Source organism: Amycolatopsis sp. NPDC034160 (genome assembly GCF_055575355.1).
In genome coordinates this window covers 275816-293026 of sequence record NZ_JBVISU010000007.1, presented here as the reverse complement: position 1 = coordinate 293026, position 17211 = coordinate 275816, and the positions used below count along the sequence as shown (strand labels likewise).

Genomic DNA, 17211 nt, shown 5'->3' with positions numbered 1-17211 from the left:
CTTTCGGCGACAACACCCCGAATCTGGAGCTTCGATGTCTACAGAGGACAAGACCCGTCAGTACCTGAAGAAGGTCACGGCCGAACTGCGGCGTACCCAGGACAGGCTTCGCGAGGTGGAAGGCCGTGGGCGCGAGCCGATCGCCGTGGTCGGGATGGGCTGCCGTCTCCCCGGTGGCATCGATTCGCCGTCGGGGCTTTGGGATCTCGTCCGGGACGGCGGTGACGCGATCACGCCGTTCCCCGACGACCGCTACTGGGATCTCGACGAGCTCTACGATCCGGACGCGGGGAAACCCGGCCGCTCTTACGTCCGTGAGGGTGGCTTCCTGCACGACGCGCCGCTCTTCGACGCTGGATTCTTCGGTATATCCCCGAGGGAAGCGCTCGTGATGGATCCTCAGCAGCGAGTGCTGCTGGAGGTCGCTTGGGCGACGCTGGAATCCGCCGGGATCGACCCCGACGAACTGCGCGGGAGCCGGACCGGTGTCTATGTCGGTTCCACCGGGAACGACTACGAACTGGTGTGGAAAGGTTCGAAAGAGTACTCCCCGCACGGCATCACCGGCAACAGTTCCAGTGTGATCTCGGGGCGGCTCTCGTACTGCTTCGGCTTCGAGGGGCCCGCGGTGACCGTCGACACCGCCTGTTCTTCTTCGCTGGTCGCGATCCACGAAGCCATTCGCGCGCTGCGTGAGGGTGAGTGCGGCATGGCGCTGGCCGGTGGGATCACCGTGATGGCCACGCCGGACACGTTCACCGAATTCTGTGGCCAGGGCGTGACCTCGATGAGCGCCCGGTGCAAATCGTTCGCCGACGGGGCCGACGGCGCGATCTGGGCGGAGGGCGCCGGGCTGCTCCTGCTCGAACGGCTGTCCGACGCCCGCCGCGCCGGACGTCCGGTGCTGGCGCTGCTGCGGGGTTCCGCGGTGAACCAGGATGGGACGAGCAACGGCCTCTCCGCCCCGAGCGGGCCCGCGCAGCAGCGGGTGATCCGGGCCGCGCTCGCCGACGCCGGGCTGTCCGCGCACGACGTCGACGTGGTGGACGCGCACGGCACCGGAACCACCTTGGGCGACCCGATCGAAGCCAACGCGCTGATCGCGGCCTACGGCAAGGACCGGCCGTCGGACCGCCCGCTGCGGCTCGGTTCGCTGAAGTCGAACATCGGGCACACGCAGGGGGCGGCGGGCGTCGCCGGCGCGATCAAACTGATCATGGCCATGCGGCACGGTGTCCTGCCCAAGACCCTGCACGTCGACGCTCCCTCGTCCAAAGTGGACTGGTCGGCGGGCGCCGTCGAACTCCTCACCGAAGCTGTTCCATGGCAGGCCACGGAGAAACCGCGACGAGGCGGCGTGTCGTCGTTCGGCATCAGCGGTACCAACGCCCACCTGGTCATCGAGGAACCGGCGGCGGAGGAAGACCTCGGTGCGGCACCGTCGGGGTCGCTTCCGATCCTGCCGTGGGTGATCTCCGCCAAGACCGCGGCGGCGCTGCGCGGTCAGGCCGCGCGACTGGCGACCTTCGCCGAAGGCGGGCAGGCCGATCCCGACGGCATCGCGGGCGCGCTCACCGGCACGCGGGTCGGTTTCCGGCACCGCGCGGTCGCGTTCGGCAGGACCGCCGAGGACTTCGTCGCCACGCTGAACACCTACGCGGACGGTGCCGCGAACGGCGCCGTCGTCGAGGACGTGGCAGGCAACGGTTCACTCGCCGTCCTGTTCACCGGCCAGGGCGCGCAGCGACCGGGGATGGGGCGCCGTCTCGCCGCCGAGTACCCCGCGTTCGCCGCCGCGCTCGACGCCGTCTGCGACGAACTCGATCCGCACCTGTCCCGGCCACTGCGCGAGGTCATGTTCGCGGAACCCGGCTCGGCGGAGGCCGAGTTGTTGTACCGCACCGAATTCACCCAGCCGGCGTTGTTCGCCTACGAAGTCGCGTTGTTCCGGCTCGTCGAGTCGTGGGGAGTGCGCCCGGACCAGCTGCTTGGGCATTCGGTCGGGGAGATCACCGCCGCGTACGTCGCCGGTGTCTGGTCCCTGCCCGACGCGTGCCGGATGATCGCCGCCAGGGGGCGCCTGATGCAGGCGCTGCCCGAAGGCGGGGCGATGGTCTCGGTGGAGGCCACCGAAACCGAGGTGTCGGCGGACCTGGCGGGGCTCGGACACCGGGTTTCGATCGCCGCGATCAACACCGCGGAATCCGTTGTGCTGTCCGGCGACGAGGACGCGCTGGCCGACCTCGAACGGCTTTGGGCCGAACGCGGCCGCCGGACCAAGCGGCTCCGCGTCGGCCACGCCTTCCATTCGCCGCTCATGGAACCGATGCTCGCCGAGTTCGAGGCCCTGCTCGGCGAACTCGAGTACCACCCGCCGTCGATCCCGATCGTTTCCGACGTGACCGGGGAACCGGCGACCTCCGAACGACTGTGCTCGCCGCGCTACTGGACCGAGCACGCCAGAGCGGCCGTCCGGTTCCACGACGGCCTCGCCACGCTGCGGGAAGCGAAGATCACCACCCTGCTCGAACTCGGCCCGGCCGCCGTCCTTTCCGCGATGGTGCCGCCACCCGCCGACGGCGAACCCACGATGGCGGCGATCCCCGCGGTGCGCACCGACCGGGACGAGGCCGAAAGCGTCCTGCGCGCGCTGGGCGGGCTGCACGTCCGCGGGGTGTCAGTGGACTGGACGGCGGTGCTCGCGCCACTCGCGCCTTCGCCGGCCGAACTGCCCACCTACGCCTTCCAGCGGGAGCGCTATTGGATCGCTCCCGACCCGGACACCGCCGACGTCCGGGCGGCGGGACTGCTCCCGTCGGGGCATCCGCTGCTGGGCGCCACCCTCACCCTCGCCGACGGCGGCGGCGTCGCCCTCACCGGCCGGATCTCGCTGCGGGAGCAGGCCTGGCTGGCGGGCCATCGCGCCCACGACACGGTGATCCTGCCGGGCACCGCCTTCGTCGAGCTCGCGCTGTCCGCCGGCGAACAGGTCGGCTGCGACGTGATCGAGGAACTCACGATGGAGACCCCGCTGACCCTGCCGGACGAAGGCGGGGTGCGGATCCAGGTGCTGGTCGGCGCGCCGCTGGACTCGGGTAGCCGTCCGGTCCGGGTGTTCTCCCGGCCGGACGGTGCCGACGTCGGCGGCTGGCGTTCCCACGCCGCCGGGCTGCTGGGTGGCCGGACCACGCCACCGGGGGACGAGCTGACCGAATGGCCGCCACCGGGTGCGGAACAGCTCCCGTTCGACGGCGGCTACTACGACGACCCGGAAGTCGTGCTGGCGTTCGGTTACGAAGGGGTGTTCCGCGGTCTTCGCAAGGTGTGGCTGCGCACCGGCACCGACGGTGGCGCCGAACTGTTCGCCGAGATCGAACTGCCAGGGGACCCGGCGCTGACCGACGGCTACGGCCTGCATCCGGCCCTGCTGGACGCGGCGCTCCAGGCCGTCGGGCTCGGCCCGTTCCTCGATTCGATCAACCAGGGCTCCGGCAGCATGCCCTTCGCCTGGTCGGGGCTGACCCTGCACGCCGCGGGCGCGTCGGCGCTCCGGGTCCGGGTCACCGGCGCCGACGGGCATGTGGCACTGACCCTCGCCGACGCCACCGGCGCGTTGGTGGCGTCGGTGGACAACCTCGCGTGGCGGCCGGTCGCCGAACGGTCGGCACTCGGTGCCCCGGACGTGGACGATTCCTTGTACGGACTCGACTGGGTCCCCGCCCGAGTCCCGGCCGCGACCGGCGGGAGCGGGTACGTGCTGCTCGATTCCGGTCCGGCCGGGCTCGCCGCGCTGATCGCCGCGGCCGACGACGGTGAGCCGGTCCCGGAAGCCGTCGTCGTCCCTCTGTCCACAAAGGACGGCACGATCATCTCGTCGGCGCGGGAAGCGTTGACGGAGGTCGCCGGACTGCTGCGCGTCTGGTTGGCGGCGGAGCGGTTCGCCTCGGTGAAACTGGTGCTTTCGACCCGGGGAGCCGTCGCCGCGGTCGCCGAGGACCGGATCGACCTGACGGTCGCCGGGATCTGGGGCGTGGCGCGGTCGGCCCAAGCGGAGAACCCGGGCCGGATCGTGCTGCTCGACACCGACGGACCGGTGGCCGAGGCGATCCCCGCCGCGCTGGCGACCGGTGAACCGCAGATCGCCGTACGGGCCGGGACGGCACTGATCCCGCGGCTGCACCCGGTCGCCGCGGACGGGTTGCTCCCGGTCCCGGCGGAACCGGCTTGGCGCCTCGACAGCACCGGGCCCGGCACGCTCGACAATCTCGCGCTCGTGCCCTGCCCCGAGGTACTCGGACCGTTGGCGCCGCGCGACGTCCGGGTCGGGATCCGGGCCGCGGGGGTCAACTTCCGCGACGTCCTGGTCGCACTCGGCATGTACCCGGGGAAGGCCGTGCCGGGCGCGGAAGCCGCCGGGGTGGCCCTGGAAACGGGCGACGACGTGACCGATCTCCGCGTCGGCGACCCCGTGTTCGGCGTGTTCACCGGCGCCATGGGCCCGGTGGCGGTCACCGACCATCGGCTGCTCGCGCCGATCCCCACGGACTGGTCGTACGAGGTCGCGGCTTCCGTGCCGATCACGTTTCTCACCGCGTACTACGGCCTCACCGATCTCGCCCGCCTCCGGCAGGGGGAGTCCGTGCTGATCCATTCGGGCGCGGGCGGTGTCGGCATCGCCGCGATCCAGCTCGCGAAGCACCTGGGCGCCGAGGTGTTCGCCACCGCCAGTGAGGGCAAGTGGGACACGTTGCGGGGGCTCGGGCTGGACGACGCGCACATCGCCTCCTCGCGCACGGTCGAGTTCGAAACCCGGTTCCAGGAGACGACCGGCGGCCGAGGGGTCGACGTGGTGCTGAATTCGCTGACCGGTGAGTTCCTGGAAGCTTCGCTGCGCCTGCTGGGCCCGGGTGGACGGTTCCTGGAGATCGGCAAGGCCGACGTCCGCGACCCGGAAGCGGTGGCCGCGGCCCACCCCGGCGTCGACTATCACGCGTACGACCTGGTCGCCTCCGCGGGCGAAGACCGGGTCCGGGAGATGCTGACCGAGGTTTCGGAACTGTTCGGCCGCGGCGCGCTCACCACGCCACCGCGCCGCGCCTACGACCTCAGGCGGGCGGGACAGGCCCTCCGGCACGTCAGTCAGGCGAAGCACATCGGCAAGGTCGTCCTCACCGTGCCGCGCGAACCCGACCCCGACGGCACGATCCTGGTCACCGGCGGCACCGGCTGGCTCGGCGGCTTGATCGCCGGGCACCTCGCGCGCCAGGGCGCACGGCACCTGATGTTGCTCAGCCGCCGGGGGAACGACACCCCCGGTGTCGACGACCTGGTCGCGAAGCTGTCCGGTTTCGGCGCGGAGGTCACCGTCGTCAAGGGTGACGTCGCCGACCGCGCCGATGTCGAAGCCGCGCTGGCCTCCGTGCCACCGGAACATCCGCTCACCGCGATCGTGCACGCGGCGGGGACGCTCGCGGACGGCGTCGTCGCCGCGCTGACCGAAGAGCAGCTCGACGCCACCCTGCGGCCGAAACTCGACGGAACCTGGCACCTGCACGAACTCACCAAGGACAGTGACCTCGCCGCGTTCGTCTGTTTCTCCTCCGCGGCGGGCATCTTCGGGGCCGCGGGGCAGGGCGCGTACGCCGCCGCGAACTCGTTCGCCGACGCCTTGATGCGGTGGCGGCGGGACGCCGGGCTGCCCGGCACCTCGCTCGCCTGGGGACTCTGGGCACCGGGGGACGACCACGCCGACGGCGGCGGGATGGCGGGCGGGCTCAGCGCGGCGGACTGGGCGCGGATGGGGCGGACGGGTGTCCGCGGGCTGTCCGTGGCGCAGGGGCTCGCCCTCTGGGACGCGGCGCGAGGCTCCGACCGGGCGCTGGTCGCGCCGCTCGGTCTTGACCTCGCCACCATCGCCGGATTGGGCGACGGTATCCCGCCGTTGCTGCGTGACGTCGTCCGCGGCGCCACCCGGCGGGTGGCGGCCGGTCGTCAGCAGGAGACCCCCGCCGAGGCACCCGAGGCGCTCATGCGGAGGCTGGGCTCCCTGCCGGAGGCCCAGCGGGAACGGCAGTTGCTGTCCCTCGTGCGTGGGCATCTGGCGGCCGTCCTCGGTTACGCGTCAGGCGATGAAGTGCCCACCGAAACCCCCTTCCGCGAACTGGGTTTCGACTCGCTGACCTCGGTCGAACTCCGCAACCGCCTCACCGCCGCCACGGGCCTCAGACTGCCGCCGACGCTGGTCTTCGACCATCCGACGGCGAACGCGCTGGCCGGGTACCTCGGCACGGAGATCACCGATTCCGGTGCTCCCGCCGCTCCGGCGCCTTCGCCGGCGCTGGCTCAGCTGGCCGCGCTCGAACGCACGGTTTCCGGGCTGGACGAGGACACCGAACTGCGCGCGACGCTGGGCGCCAGGGTGCGTGCCCTGCTGACCGTGCTGGACGACGAGCACCACGGCGACACGGAAGACACCCTGCGGTCCGCCTCCGTCGACGAGCTGTACGACTTCGTCGACCGGGAGTTCGGCCGTGCGTGAACCAGCCGTGCCAGTGACGACGACGAATCCGTTGGGGGCAAGCCATGTCCGATGACCCGAAGCTCGTCGAGTACTTCAAGCGGGTGACGGCCGAACTGTACGAAACCAGGAAACGGTTGAACCGCCTCGAAAACGAGACCGCCGATCCGGTGGTGATCGTGGGCGCGGGCTGCCGGTTCCCCGGCGGTGTCGAGTCGGTCGAACAGCTGTGGGAGGTCTTGGCCCAAGGACGCGACGTGATCTCGGAGTTCCCCGCCGATCGCGGGTGGAACCTGGCCGAGATCTACGATCCCGACCCCGAAGCGCCGGGGAAGTCCTATGTCCGCCACGGCGGGTTCATCGAATCGGCGACCGAGTTCGACGCGGGATTCTTCGGCGTCTCACCGCGCGAAGCCCTGGTGATGGACCCGCAGCACCGGTTGCTGCTGGAGGTCTCCTGGCACGCGCTCGAGTCCGCCGGGGTCGATCCGGCCCGGCTCCGCGGCAGCCGGACCGGCGTGTTCACCGGGCTGGTCGGCGGAGACTACGCCTCCCGGGTGGAGGAAGTACCGGTCGAGCTGGTCGGGCAGGTGTCGATCGCCAACGCGGCCAGCGTCGCCTCCGGACGGGTGTCGTACCTCTTCGGCTTCGAGGGACCGGCGATCACCCTCGACACCGCCTGCTCGTCCTCACTCGTCGCGATGCATCTGGCCGCCCAGTCGCTGCGGAACGGTGAATGCGACCTCGCGCTGGCCGGTGGCGCTACCCTCATCCCGAGCCCGATCCGGTTCATCGAGTTCTCGCAGCAGCGTGGTCTCGCGCCGGACGGCCGGTGCAAACCCTTCGCCGCCGCGGCGGACGGCACCGCCTGGGCCGAGGGCGCGGGGATCGTCGTCCTGGAAAGGCTTTCCGACGCCCGGCGACTCGGGCACCGGGTGCTCGCCGTGCTCAAGGGGTCCGCGATCAACCAGGACGGGGCGTCCAACGGGCTCACCGCGCCGAGCGGGCGGGCCCAGCAGCGGGTCATCACCGACGCGCTCGCCGACGCCGAACTGTCCACACAGGACATCGACGTGGTCGAAGCGCACGGCACCGGCACGAAACTGGGCGACCCGATCGAGGCGCAGGCGCTGCAAGCCACCTACGGACGGGACCGCGCCGAACCGGTGCTCGTCGGCGCGGCCAAGGCGAACCTCGGGCACACCCAGGCCGCCGCCGGGATCGCCGGGGTACTCAAGATGCTGATGGCCATGCGCCACGGTCTCGTGCCACCGCTGCCTCATCTAGATCGGCCGACCCCGCACGTCGACTGGGACGGCGGCGGGATCGCGCTGACGACCGAAACCGTGCCCTGGCCGGAAACCGGCCGCCCCCGCCGGGCCGCGATCTCGTCGTTCGGGATGAGCGGCACGAACGCGCATCTCATTCTCGAACAGGGCGAGACCCCCGCCGCCGCCGAAGACGGCACTCCGCCGCCGCTGCTGCTGTGGGCGGTTTCCGCCGCCACGGCCGCCGGGGTGTCGGCGCAGGCGCAGAAACTGCTCGACGAACTCGGCGACGCCGACCCGGCCGACGTCGCGTATTCGCTCGCCACCACGCGGACCCATCACCGGCACCGTGCCGTGGTACTCGGTGCGACTCGCGAGGAACTCGTCGACGGCCTTTCCGCGCTCGCCACCGGTGAACCGTCGCCCTTCGTGGTCGAAGGCACCGCGATCCCGGACACCGGGGTGGCGTTCGTCTGCCCAGGGCAGGGCGCGCAGTGGCAGGGAATGGCGGTGGAGTTGCTGGCCGCTTCGCCGGTGTTCGCCGAACAGGTCGTCGAGTGCGAGAAGGCACTGACCCCGTTCGTCGACTGGTCTCTCGTCGATGTGCTGCGACAGGCCGAAGGAGCGCCTTCGATCGAGCGCGTCGACGTCGTCCAGCCGGTGCTGGCGGCCGTGATGATCTCCCTCGCCCGGCTGTGGCGGCACCACGGCGTCGAACCGACCGCCGTCGCCGGGCATTCGCAGGGCGAGATCCCGGCGGCGTGGATCGCCGGTGCCTTGAGCCTTTCCGACGCCATGCGGGTGGCCGCGCTGCGCAGTCGCGCGCTGACGGCGTTGTCGGGCACCGGCGGGATGGTCTCGATCGCCCTCGGCGCCGAGGCGACGGCGGAACTCATCGACGGCAAGCCAGGCGAGCTCACCGTCGCCGCGGTCAACGGGGCACTGTCCACAGTGGTCTCCGGTACCCCCGCCGCGTTGACGGGACTGCTCGCCGAGTGCGAGGAGCGGGACTTGCGGGCGCGTCGCGTCCCGGTCGACTACGCGTCGCATTCGGCCCACGTCGAACAGATCAGGGACAGGATCCTGCACGAGCTGGCACCGCTGACGCCGACCGGTCCGGTGCTGCCGTTCGTATCCGGCCGGACCGGCCGGTGGGTCGAAGACGAACCGCTGGACGCCGCCTACTGGTACCGCAGCCTGCGGGAAACGGTCCGGTTCGACGAGGTGACCGGCACCCTGCTGCGCGACGGTCACCGGGTGCTGCTCGAAGTGAGCCCGCATCCGGTGCTCGGCGGCGCCTTGCGCGAGACCCTCGACGCGGGCGCCGAGACGGGCTCCGTGCTCGGGACACTGCACCGCGGCGAAGGCGGCCTCGATCGCTTCCTGCGCGCGCTCGCCGAAGCCCATGTCGCCGGGGTCGACGTCGACTGGCAGGTCGTTTTCGAAGGCAGCGGGGCGCGACGGGTGGATCTTCCGCCCTACCGGTTCCACCGTGACCGGTACTGGCTCGAACCGGTCATGCCCGAGTTCGGGGACGGCACAGCGGTGGCGGAAGCCGGCACCGAACCGGACGCCGGACTGGCCGCGCTGCCGCCGGACGAACGGCGCCGCCGTCTGGTCCGGCTGGTCCGCGGCCACGTCGCCGCGGTGCTGAAATACCCGCGTGGCCGCGAGGTCCCGCTGGACGACACCTTCCGCGACCTCGGCTTCGAATCGCTCACCGCCGTCGAACTGCGCAACCGGATCGCCGCCGCGACCGGCGTCGACCTCCAGCTGACCGATGTGCTCAACTATCCGACGGTCGAGGAGCTGGCGGAGTTCTTGACGGACGAGGTCCCCGAAAGCGGATCCGGCGGGGCGCCGGCGGAAGAGTCCGATTCGGACAGTCTGGTTTCCTTGTACCTGGGTGGTGTCGAGCAGGGACGACCGCACGACGCGATGGGCCTGGCCAGGATGGCCGGGCTGCTGCGGGCCTCGTTCGACGACGAGACGGACGCGGCCGCGCTGGTGGCGGTCTCGCGGCTGGCCGTCGGTTCGGGCGGTCCCGCGCTGGTGTGCGCGATACCGCCGGTTTCGCCGATCACCGACGCCGCGTACTCGTTCATCGCCCCCGCGATGCCACGGCCACGCGACATGTGGACGATGTGGCCGCCGGGATTCACCGACGGCCAGCCACTGCCGCCCGACCTGCCCAGCCTGTTCGCGGCACAGCGCCGCGCGCTCGACGAGCACGTGGGCACCGGAGAGCTGGTGCTGGTCGGCTACTCCGCCGGCGGCTGGGTCGCCCGCGCCTTCGCCGAGTACCTCGAGGCACAAGGCCGCCCGGCCGACGCCGTCGTGCTCGTGGACATCTACCTGCCCGCTTCGGACCGGAACGAGGTGCGCGGGCGGTTCATGCAGGAGCAGGCCGGACGGCAGGAACTCTTCGGTGGCGGGAAAACGGGTTCGATGGCGAGCCAGCTCGGCGCGATGGGCCGGTACGTCACGTTGTTCGACACCTGGGAGCCGGTCCCGATCCAGACGCCGACCCTGCACCTGCGGGCCTCGGAAGCCCTGCCGGGCCTGCCGTCGTTCACCGCGGACGAACAGTTCCCGACCGCGCTCTGCGCGCGGACCGTCGACCTGCCCGGCAACCACTACACCCTGCTGACCCAGCACGCGGAGCATGCCGCCACCGCGCTGAACGACTGGCTGACGGAGCGCTTCGGGAACTGAACCCTTGCCGGGGCGCCGGCTCCTGTGTCGTCAGTGTCCACAAGGGACACATCCTGACGACTGGATGTCCGGTCGATACCTCCATGCGCGGTTCCGCGCACCACCTCGTCGAGGCTGGTCACCGTGGCGGTGTGAGCGGGGAATCGGGAGCCGGGGATGCCCCCAATGTGGCATTGAAGACGTCAGTGTCCCCAATGCCACATTGGGGGCAGTGACCGCCGCGCGAGCCGACGCCGCTACGGCGCGAATCACCTGAAACGGGCGCCGCTCGGAGCCTGCGAAGTCGTGGCCGACCTGACGTTGATCGACGGAGGATCGGGGACACTCAACGTCCCCGATCCTCCGTCGTCGAGCCTGCCGCCCTCGCCTCGGCCAGGCTCAGGCGGCGTCGCGAAGCCTGCCCCGGTCGACCTTCCCCGAGGGCGTCACGGGAAGGGCGTCGACGAAACGGATGTCGCGCGGGTACTTGTACGGGGCCAGCCGGGCGCGCACGTAGTCCCGCAGTTCGGTCGCTTCGACAGGGCCGGACAGGACGACATAAGCACGGCTGCGGGTCAGGCCGCCGTCCTGATAGCCGACGACGGCGCACGCTTTGACCGCGGGATGCGTCGCGAGACAGTTCTCGATCTCGACCGGCGCCACCCACACCCCGCCGACCTTGAGCAGGTCGTCGGCGCGGCCACGGTAGTGGAAGTACCCGTCGGCGTCGCGGGTGAACAGGTCGCCCGACCGGACGGTGTGTTCGGCGGGGAAGGTGGCGGCCGACTTTTCCGGCGACCGGTAATAGCCGAGCGCCACCGGCTCGCCCGACACCTCCAGCACGCCGGTCTCGCCGTCCGGCACCTCGTTCCCGCCCTCGTCGACGACCCGCGCGTGGTAGCCGGGCACGACCTTGCCGAGGGTGCCGATCCTGGATTCGCCCGGCCGGTTGGTGATGTAGCCGTGGTAGGCCTCCGAGGAGCCGATGCCGTCGATGACTTCGACCCCGAAGGTGTCCAGCCAGCGCCGGTGCAGATCGGGCGGCAGGTGTTCGCCGGCCGAGGTGACGAACCGCAGGCTGCTCAGGTCCTTGTCGGCGGCGTCGGGATGCTCGACCATCGCCTTCATCATCGTGGGCACGTTGACCAGGATCGTCGGCCGATGCCGTTCGACGAGGTCGAAGAGCGTGTCCGCGGTGGACCGTTCCGGGAAGAGGATGCCGGTTCCGCCGACCCCGAGCGGGAAGAGCGCCACCATGTCCCTCGCGTAGCCGAAGAACAGCTTGGGCACCGGCAGGACGACGTCGTCCTGATCGATCCCGAGCGTCGATCGCGCGTACCACTGGAAGCTCAGCCACGGGCTGCGCGCGGTCAGCCGGCACGCCTTCGGTTTCCCCGTGCTACCGCTGGTGAGTTTCCAGATCGCCTCGTCGTCGCCGTCGACGTGCACGGCCTCCAGCGTCGCTGGCAGCTCCGAAACGAGCGTTTCGAAGCGGTGTTCCCCCGGCGCGAGCTCGTCCGGAGCGGCGCCGACCACGACGATCTCCCGTGCGCCGGCCGCGCGGAGTTCCGGTGCCGTGCCGACGTCGGCGACGATCGCCTTCGGTTTCAGGTAGTCGAGGTAGTACCGGTAGTCGTCGCGGCCGAGGAAGCTGTACACCTCGACGGTGATGGCCCCGATCCGTTGTACCGCGAACCAGGTCGCGACGTATTCGACGCCGTCGCGCAGGGACAGCAGGACCCGGTCGCCCCGGCCGACCCCGAGCGCGCGCAAGGCGTTGCCCGCCCGGTTCACCTGTGCACGGAGCTCGTCGTAGGTCGTCGTGCCGTCGTGGGTGAGCAGAGCCGTCCGGTGCCCGTCGCGTCCGTCGAGGAAGCGTTCGGCGACGTTGAAGCTCTGGTCGGAGCCGTTCAGGGACATCGTTTCGGTACTCCCTCGGTCACGGGTGGGTCAGCGGGTACCCAGCGGTGCGAATAGAACTCGAAGTCGATCGCCTGCCCGTCGAGCGCGGCGTGGACTTCGGCGACCGCCGCTCTGGCCGCGGCCCGCACCGACGGGACGGCGCAGCCGGTGGCGAGTTCGTGCAGGGTCAGGTAGGTGTCGATCAGCGCGTGCCGGTGTTCGGCACTGAGTTCACCGGTCGCGTTCGTCATGGAACCTCGCCGCCTTCGCCTCGAATCGGGGAAGCTCGCCCTGCGCGGCGAGCTGGACTTCCGGTTGCAGCCCGATCAGCCGTTTGACCGCGTCGCGGACGCCGGTGGCGAGCGCGCCGGTGTCGGCGCCGGGGCGGGGTTCGATCCGGAGCACCATCTTGTCGAGGCCACCGTCCGTGCGGAGCACGGTCTGGAATTCCGCCACCTCGCCGAAGCCGCGGACCACGTCCTCGACCAGCACCGGGGTCACCGAGATGCCGCGGATCTTGCGCATGTCGTCGCTGCGGCCGAGGATGCCGCCGTCGTAGAAGTCCCAGGTGCGCCCGCACGGGCATTCGTGCCACGGCCGCTTCACCACGACATCGTCCGTCCAGTACCGGAAGACCTGGATCCCTTCCCTGCCGAGGCCGGTCATGACCCGGACGCCGCGTTCGCCGTAGCCGACCGGGAGCTTCGTGTCGGGATCGAGCACCTCCTCGATGACGCCGGATTCGATGAGGTGGCAGGCGCCGGGCCGGGACGGGCATTCGAACATGAAGACCGTGCCGAGTTCGGTCATCCCGGCGAAGTCGAACACCTTCGCGCCGAATCCGTCGGTCAGCGTCCGGGTCGTGGCGGCGGATCGCGGTTCGGCGCCGGTCACGATGATCCGGAGCCTGCTTTCGGTCGCCAGGTCGATTCCCATCGCTTCGGCGGTTTCCAGCAGCCTCATCGCGTAGGTGGGCGTGGAGCCGAGTACTTCGATGCCCTGGTCGACGATCAGCCGGACACGGGTGGCGGAGTCCATCGAGCCGGTGGGCACGATGGTGCAGCCCATCCTGGACAGCGCGTCCTGCATCCCCCAGAACCCCATGAAGAGGCCGTATCCGAAGGCCACACACCCTTTCTGGCCGGGGCGCACCCCGGCGGCGTGCAGGGCGGCGCACCACATGTCGACACCCCACGCCCAGTCCCGTGCGGTGTCGAAGGTGCGCAGCGGCGTGTTCCCGCTGGTGCCACTGGTCTGGTGGAACCGGACACCGGCCACGGGATCGGTGGACGGCAGGATGCCGAACGGCGGGTCGACGGCCTCCGCCGCCACCAGGTCCTTCTTGTACAGCAACGGGACCCGTTGCCGGAAGTCGGCGAGCGACTCGATGCCGTCCGGGATGCGTGTCGCCCAGAATTTCGAGTTGACCCGTGCGTGCTCCAGCGCCTTCCGCAGCTTCACCCATTGCCAGCCGGCCAGCCGGTCCCGCGGCATGGTTTCGGTCGCGGGTTGCCAGAACGCGGCCTCCGGAGTACTCATTCCGTCTCCTCTGTGTGCAGGACGCACAGGTCGGCGCGACCGGACGCGACCGTGGTGTCGGCCTCGTCGATCGTCGTCAGCCCGTCGTCGGCGATCACCACGATTTCGGCGGTGTTGCGGATCAGGTCGGCGACCTGGACGACCCTGCCCGCCGAGAGCGGGTCCCGGTCCGCGGCGGCGAGCAGCAGACCGTCCACACCGGACTCCTTGAGCGAACCGGCCAATGCGATCGCCGCGTCCAGCCCGTCCCCGGAGTAGGTCCACTCGTCCAGGCCGAACGCGGCCACGACCGGTAGCGAAGCCCGTGCTCGGGCCCACGTGGAGGCGGGCGGCACGGTCGCGGTGAGCCGGTCACCCAGGTCGAGGACCAGCAACCGATAGCCTAGTTCCGCCGCGGTTTCGGCCAGTCCGGCGTCCGCCGCGGCGAGCCGGACGGCCGGCGGGACCGGACTCACCGGGGCGGGCGGGATGCCGTCGGTCCCGTCGACGAGGACCAGCCCGGCGCCCGGCTCGCCGGTCGTCGTCACGATCCGGTTCGCGAGTTCCAGCGGCCCCAGGCTCAGTGGCGTGCGCGCGGGCGACGACGCCGGTGGCAGCGGCCGTGTGGTGGCGCGCGCGTGGAACCATCGGGTGAACTCGTTCGCGAACTCCGGGTCCAGCGCGAGGATGTCGTCGTGGGAGATCCGCCATGACCTGGCGAGCAACTGGTAGGCGAACTGGATCGGCTCGAAACCGAGATAGCGGTGCGCGTGGTCGAAGTGGCGTTCCGAACGGAGGGAAGCCTGCTGGAACTGCTCGACCCTGGGCCGCCGGGTCTTCTCGTACATCGCGAGCGCTTCGGAGATCCGGCCGGGCTGTGCCTGTAGCTCACCGGCGAGCGCGATGGCGTCTTCCAGCGCCAGCCGGGTGCCGGAGCCGATGGACCAGTGCGCGGTGTGCGCGGCGTCGCCGATCAGTACGACGTCTTCGGTGTGCCAGTTTTCGCATTCGAGGAGCCGGAACCGCGACCATTCCGAGCCGCGCGGCAGGATCGGCTTGCCGTTCAGGTGTTCCGCGAACACGGCTTCGCAGAACCGGAGTGATTCCTCCAAGCTCATTTCCGCCAGCCCGGACCGCCGCCAAGCGTCGTCCGAGACGTAGAGGATCAGCGAACACCAGCCCTGGCCGGAGGGATAGAAATAGCCTTGGAAGAGGCCCCATTCCGTCTCGGCGAAGGCGTAGGTGAAGTAGGGCAGCGGGAGTTCGACGCCGAACCAGCCGAAGTGGAACTTCGACGGCGTGAAGGCGGGCCGGAAGGTATGGGCGAGTTCGGTACGGACCACCGAGCCGACACCGTCCGCGCCGACGACGAGATCGGCGGCGTCGTGTTCGGCGAGGGACTTCGTTTCGTGTCCGAAGTGGAGTTCCACCCCGAGCCGCCTGGCGTCCCGGCGCAGCACCGTCTGCACCTGATTCCGGGGAATGCCGTGGAACCGGTTGCCTTCGACCCGGCGGACCGTGCCGCGGTACCGGATCTCGACGGGGGTCCAGGTGGTTCCGGCCGAGACGATCTCCTCGTGGAGGTCCGGCGCGATCGCGCCCAGTTCGGCCAGCGCGCCGTCGGGGAACACGAGTCCCCAGCCCGCCGAAGCGTCTTCGGCGTTGCGTTCGAAGACATGCACTTCGTCCGCGATCCCGCCGCGTTTGAGCAGTGTGGAGAGGAAGAGCCCGCCCGGCCCCGCCCCGATGATGTCGACTCGCATCACGCCCTCGATTCGGTGCTCGTCCGGACGGTCGCCGCTTTCCACCGGGTGACCGCGTCGCGTACGCGGTCGAGCCGCGCACCGCCCGCGCCGAGCACCCGGTAGAGCTCGCTCCCGATGACCACGCCTGCCGCGTGTCTGGACACCGCGCGGATGCCGCCCTCGTCACGAAGGCCGAATCCGGCGAGAAAAGGTTTCTTCGCGCCGTCGGCGGCGGCTTCGGTGATCCGTCCCGCTTCGGCGTGGGTGAGTGGGTCGCCGGTGCGGGCGGCGAGGGAGCGGTAGGTCAGCACGTCGGCTTCGGCCTCCAGCCGGACGGCGCGCCCGGGCTCGGTCGAGGAAGTGATCAGGGGAACCGCGCTGAGTCCGCGGTCGAGGACCTGACCGACGCTGGGCGAATTCGACGGATCGGTCAGCACGAGGCCGTCGGTGCCCGCCGCCACCGCGTCGGCCAGCAGCGACCGCATGCCGAGATCGGCGACCGTGGCCGGATACACCAACGGCAGCAGCGGGGTGTCCGGCAGTGCCGTACGCAGTTCCTCGACGATCTCCCACGAGCGACCGGGCGGGAGGCCGCGCACCCGCTCGAACGAGCGCGCCACCTCGGTTCCGCGTGGTCGCGTGCCTTCGGTGGGGATCCCGAGTTCCAGGACGTCGGCGCCCGCTTCCACCAAGGCCTCGGCGAGCCGTCCGGTCGGCGCGATCGGGTCGCCGACGGTCAGGTAGACCACCAACAGCGCCTCGCCTCGTGCCCGGCTTTCGCCGAGCCGGTCGCCTAGGTGAGGCATCGGACGGTTCCGGCTCGCAGCCGCTTCGCGAGTGCGGCGGGGTCGGGGCTCTTCGCCAGTGCCGTGCCCACGAGCACGGCGTCCGCGCCGGCGGCGACGGCCCGCGCGACGTCCTCGGGGGTGTGGAACGCGCTCTCGGAAATGACCCGGACCTCCGGCGGGATCGCCGAAAGCAGTGCTTCGGTCCGGCTCACCGTGCCGGTGTCGAGTTCCAGCGCGACGATGTCCCGGTTGTTCACGGCGATGGTCTTCGCGCCGAGTTCCAGTGCCCGCGCCACATGCTCGGGCTGGTGTGCCCCGACGACCACCTCCAAGCCGAGGCGTTCCGATCGTTCGATCATCCGCTCCAGCAGGCCGGGCTCGACGACGGTGTTGACCGAAAGCTGCACCGCGTCGAAACCGGCGTCCGCCGATTCGTCCACCTGCTCGATGGAGTTGAAGAATTCCTTGCGCATCAACGGAAGCGGGCAAAGGGCGCGAATACGCTCGGCGAGTTCGATCCCGCCGCCGAAGTACACCGGGTCGGTCGGTGTCGACAGCGCCTCGACCCCTCCGGTGATCAGTTCGGCCAGGTAGCCCTCCAGGTCCTCAGGGCGCAGCAACAGCCCGTCGCGGGGCGAGATGAACTTGACGTCGGCCATCAACGCGGCCCGGCCGTCCAGCCGCGCGTTGTCGAGAACCTCTTGCAAACTCCGACCGTTCACCTGATCCCTCCTGATCATGAGCCACTCGGAAATCGTCGCATCGTCGTGCCGCGCGGG

Annotated in this window: 7 protein-coding genes and 1 pseudogene; 2 read left to right on the top strand and 6 right to left on the bottom strand. The window is 70.6% G+C overall.

Annotated elements, in window-relative coordinates; all coding sequences use genetic code 11:
- Positions 1-40: 40 nt before the first annotated feature.
- A pseudogene (locus ACZ54P_RS17685) lies at positions 41-6538 on the top strand (SDR family NAD(P)-dependent oxidoreductase); the annotation flags it as partial.
- 44 nt (positions 6539-6582) lie between these two features.
- A complete protein-coding gene (locus ACZ54P_RS17680) occupies positions 6583-10500 on the top strand; it encodes a type I polyketide synthase (RefSeq protein ID WP_465462590.1) in 3918 nt (1305 codons plus the stop codon).
- A 378-nt stretch (positions 10501-10878) separates the two neighbouring features.
- Here ACZ54P_RS17680 and ACZ54P_RS17675 read toward each other — a convergent pair whose 3' ends face one another.
- The 6 genes from ACZ54P_RS17675 to ACZ54P_RS17650 are packed head-to-tail and all read right to left on the bottom strand — an operon-like array spanning position 10879 to position 17154.
- On the bottom strand, positions 10879-12399 hold the full coding sequence (locus tag ACZ54P_RS17675) for a benzoate-CoA ligase family protein (protein ID WP_465462589.1): 1521 nt from the start codon (positions 12397-12399) through the stop codon (positions 10879-10881).
- Complete coding sequence (locus ACZ54P_RS17670) at positions 12390-12632, bottom strand: DUF6052 family protein (RefSeq protein WP_465462588.1); 243 nt, start codon at positions 12630-12632, stop codon at positions 12390-12392. Before ACZ54P_RS17670 ends, ACZ54P_RS17675 begins: the two co-directional genes overlap by 10 nt.
- Positions 12613-13920, bottom strand: coding sequence for a phenylacetate--CoA ligase family protein (locus tag ACZ54P_RS17665; protein WP_465462587.1), 1308 nt, complete (start codon positions 13918-13920; stop codon positions 12613-12615). Before ACZ54P_RS17665 ends, ACZ54P_RS17670 begins: the two co-directional genes overlap by 20 nt.
- Positions 13917-15662: an FAD-dependent monooxygenase gene (locus ACZ54P_RS17660; protein ID WP_465462586.1), complete on the bottom strand. Its 1746-nt coding sequence runs from the start codon at positions 15660-15662 to the stop codon at positions 13917-13919. Before ACZ54P_RS17660 ends, ACZ54P_RS17665 begins: the two co-directional genes overlap by 4 nt.
- Positions 15662-16450, bottom strand: coding sequence for a tryptophan synthase subunit alpha (locus ACZ54P_RS17655; protein WP_465462585.1), 789 nt, complete (start codon positions 16448-16450; stop codon positions 15662-15664). The genes ACZ54P_RS17660 and ACZ54P_RS17655 overlap by 1 nt, the downstream gene beginning before the upstream one ends.
- Positions 16438-17154 (bottom strand): alpha-hydroxy-acid oxidizing protein, encoded by a 717-nt coding sequence (locus ACZ54P_RS17650; RefSeq protein ID WP_465462584.1) that lies wholly within the window; start codon positions 17152-17154, stop codon positions 16438-16440. The genes ACZ54P_RS17655 and ACZ54P_RS17650 overlap by 13 nt, the downstream gene beginning before the upstream one ends.
- Positions 17155-17211: the final 57 nt, after the last annotated feature.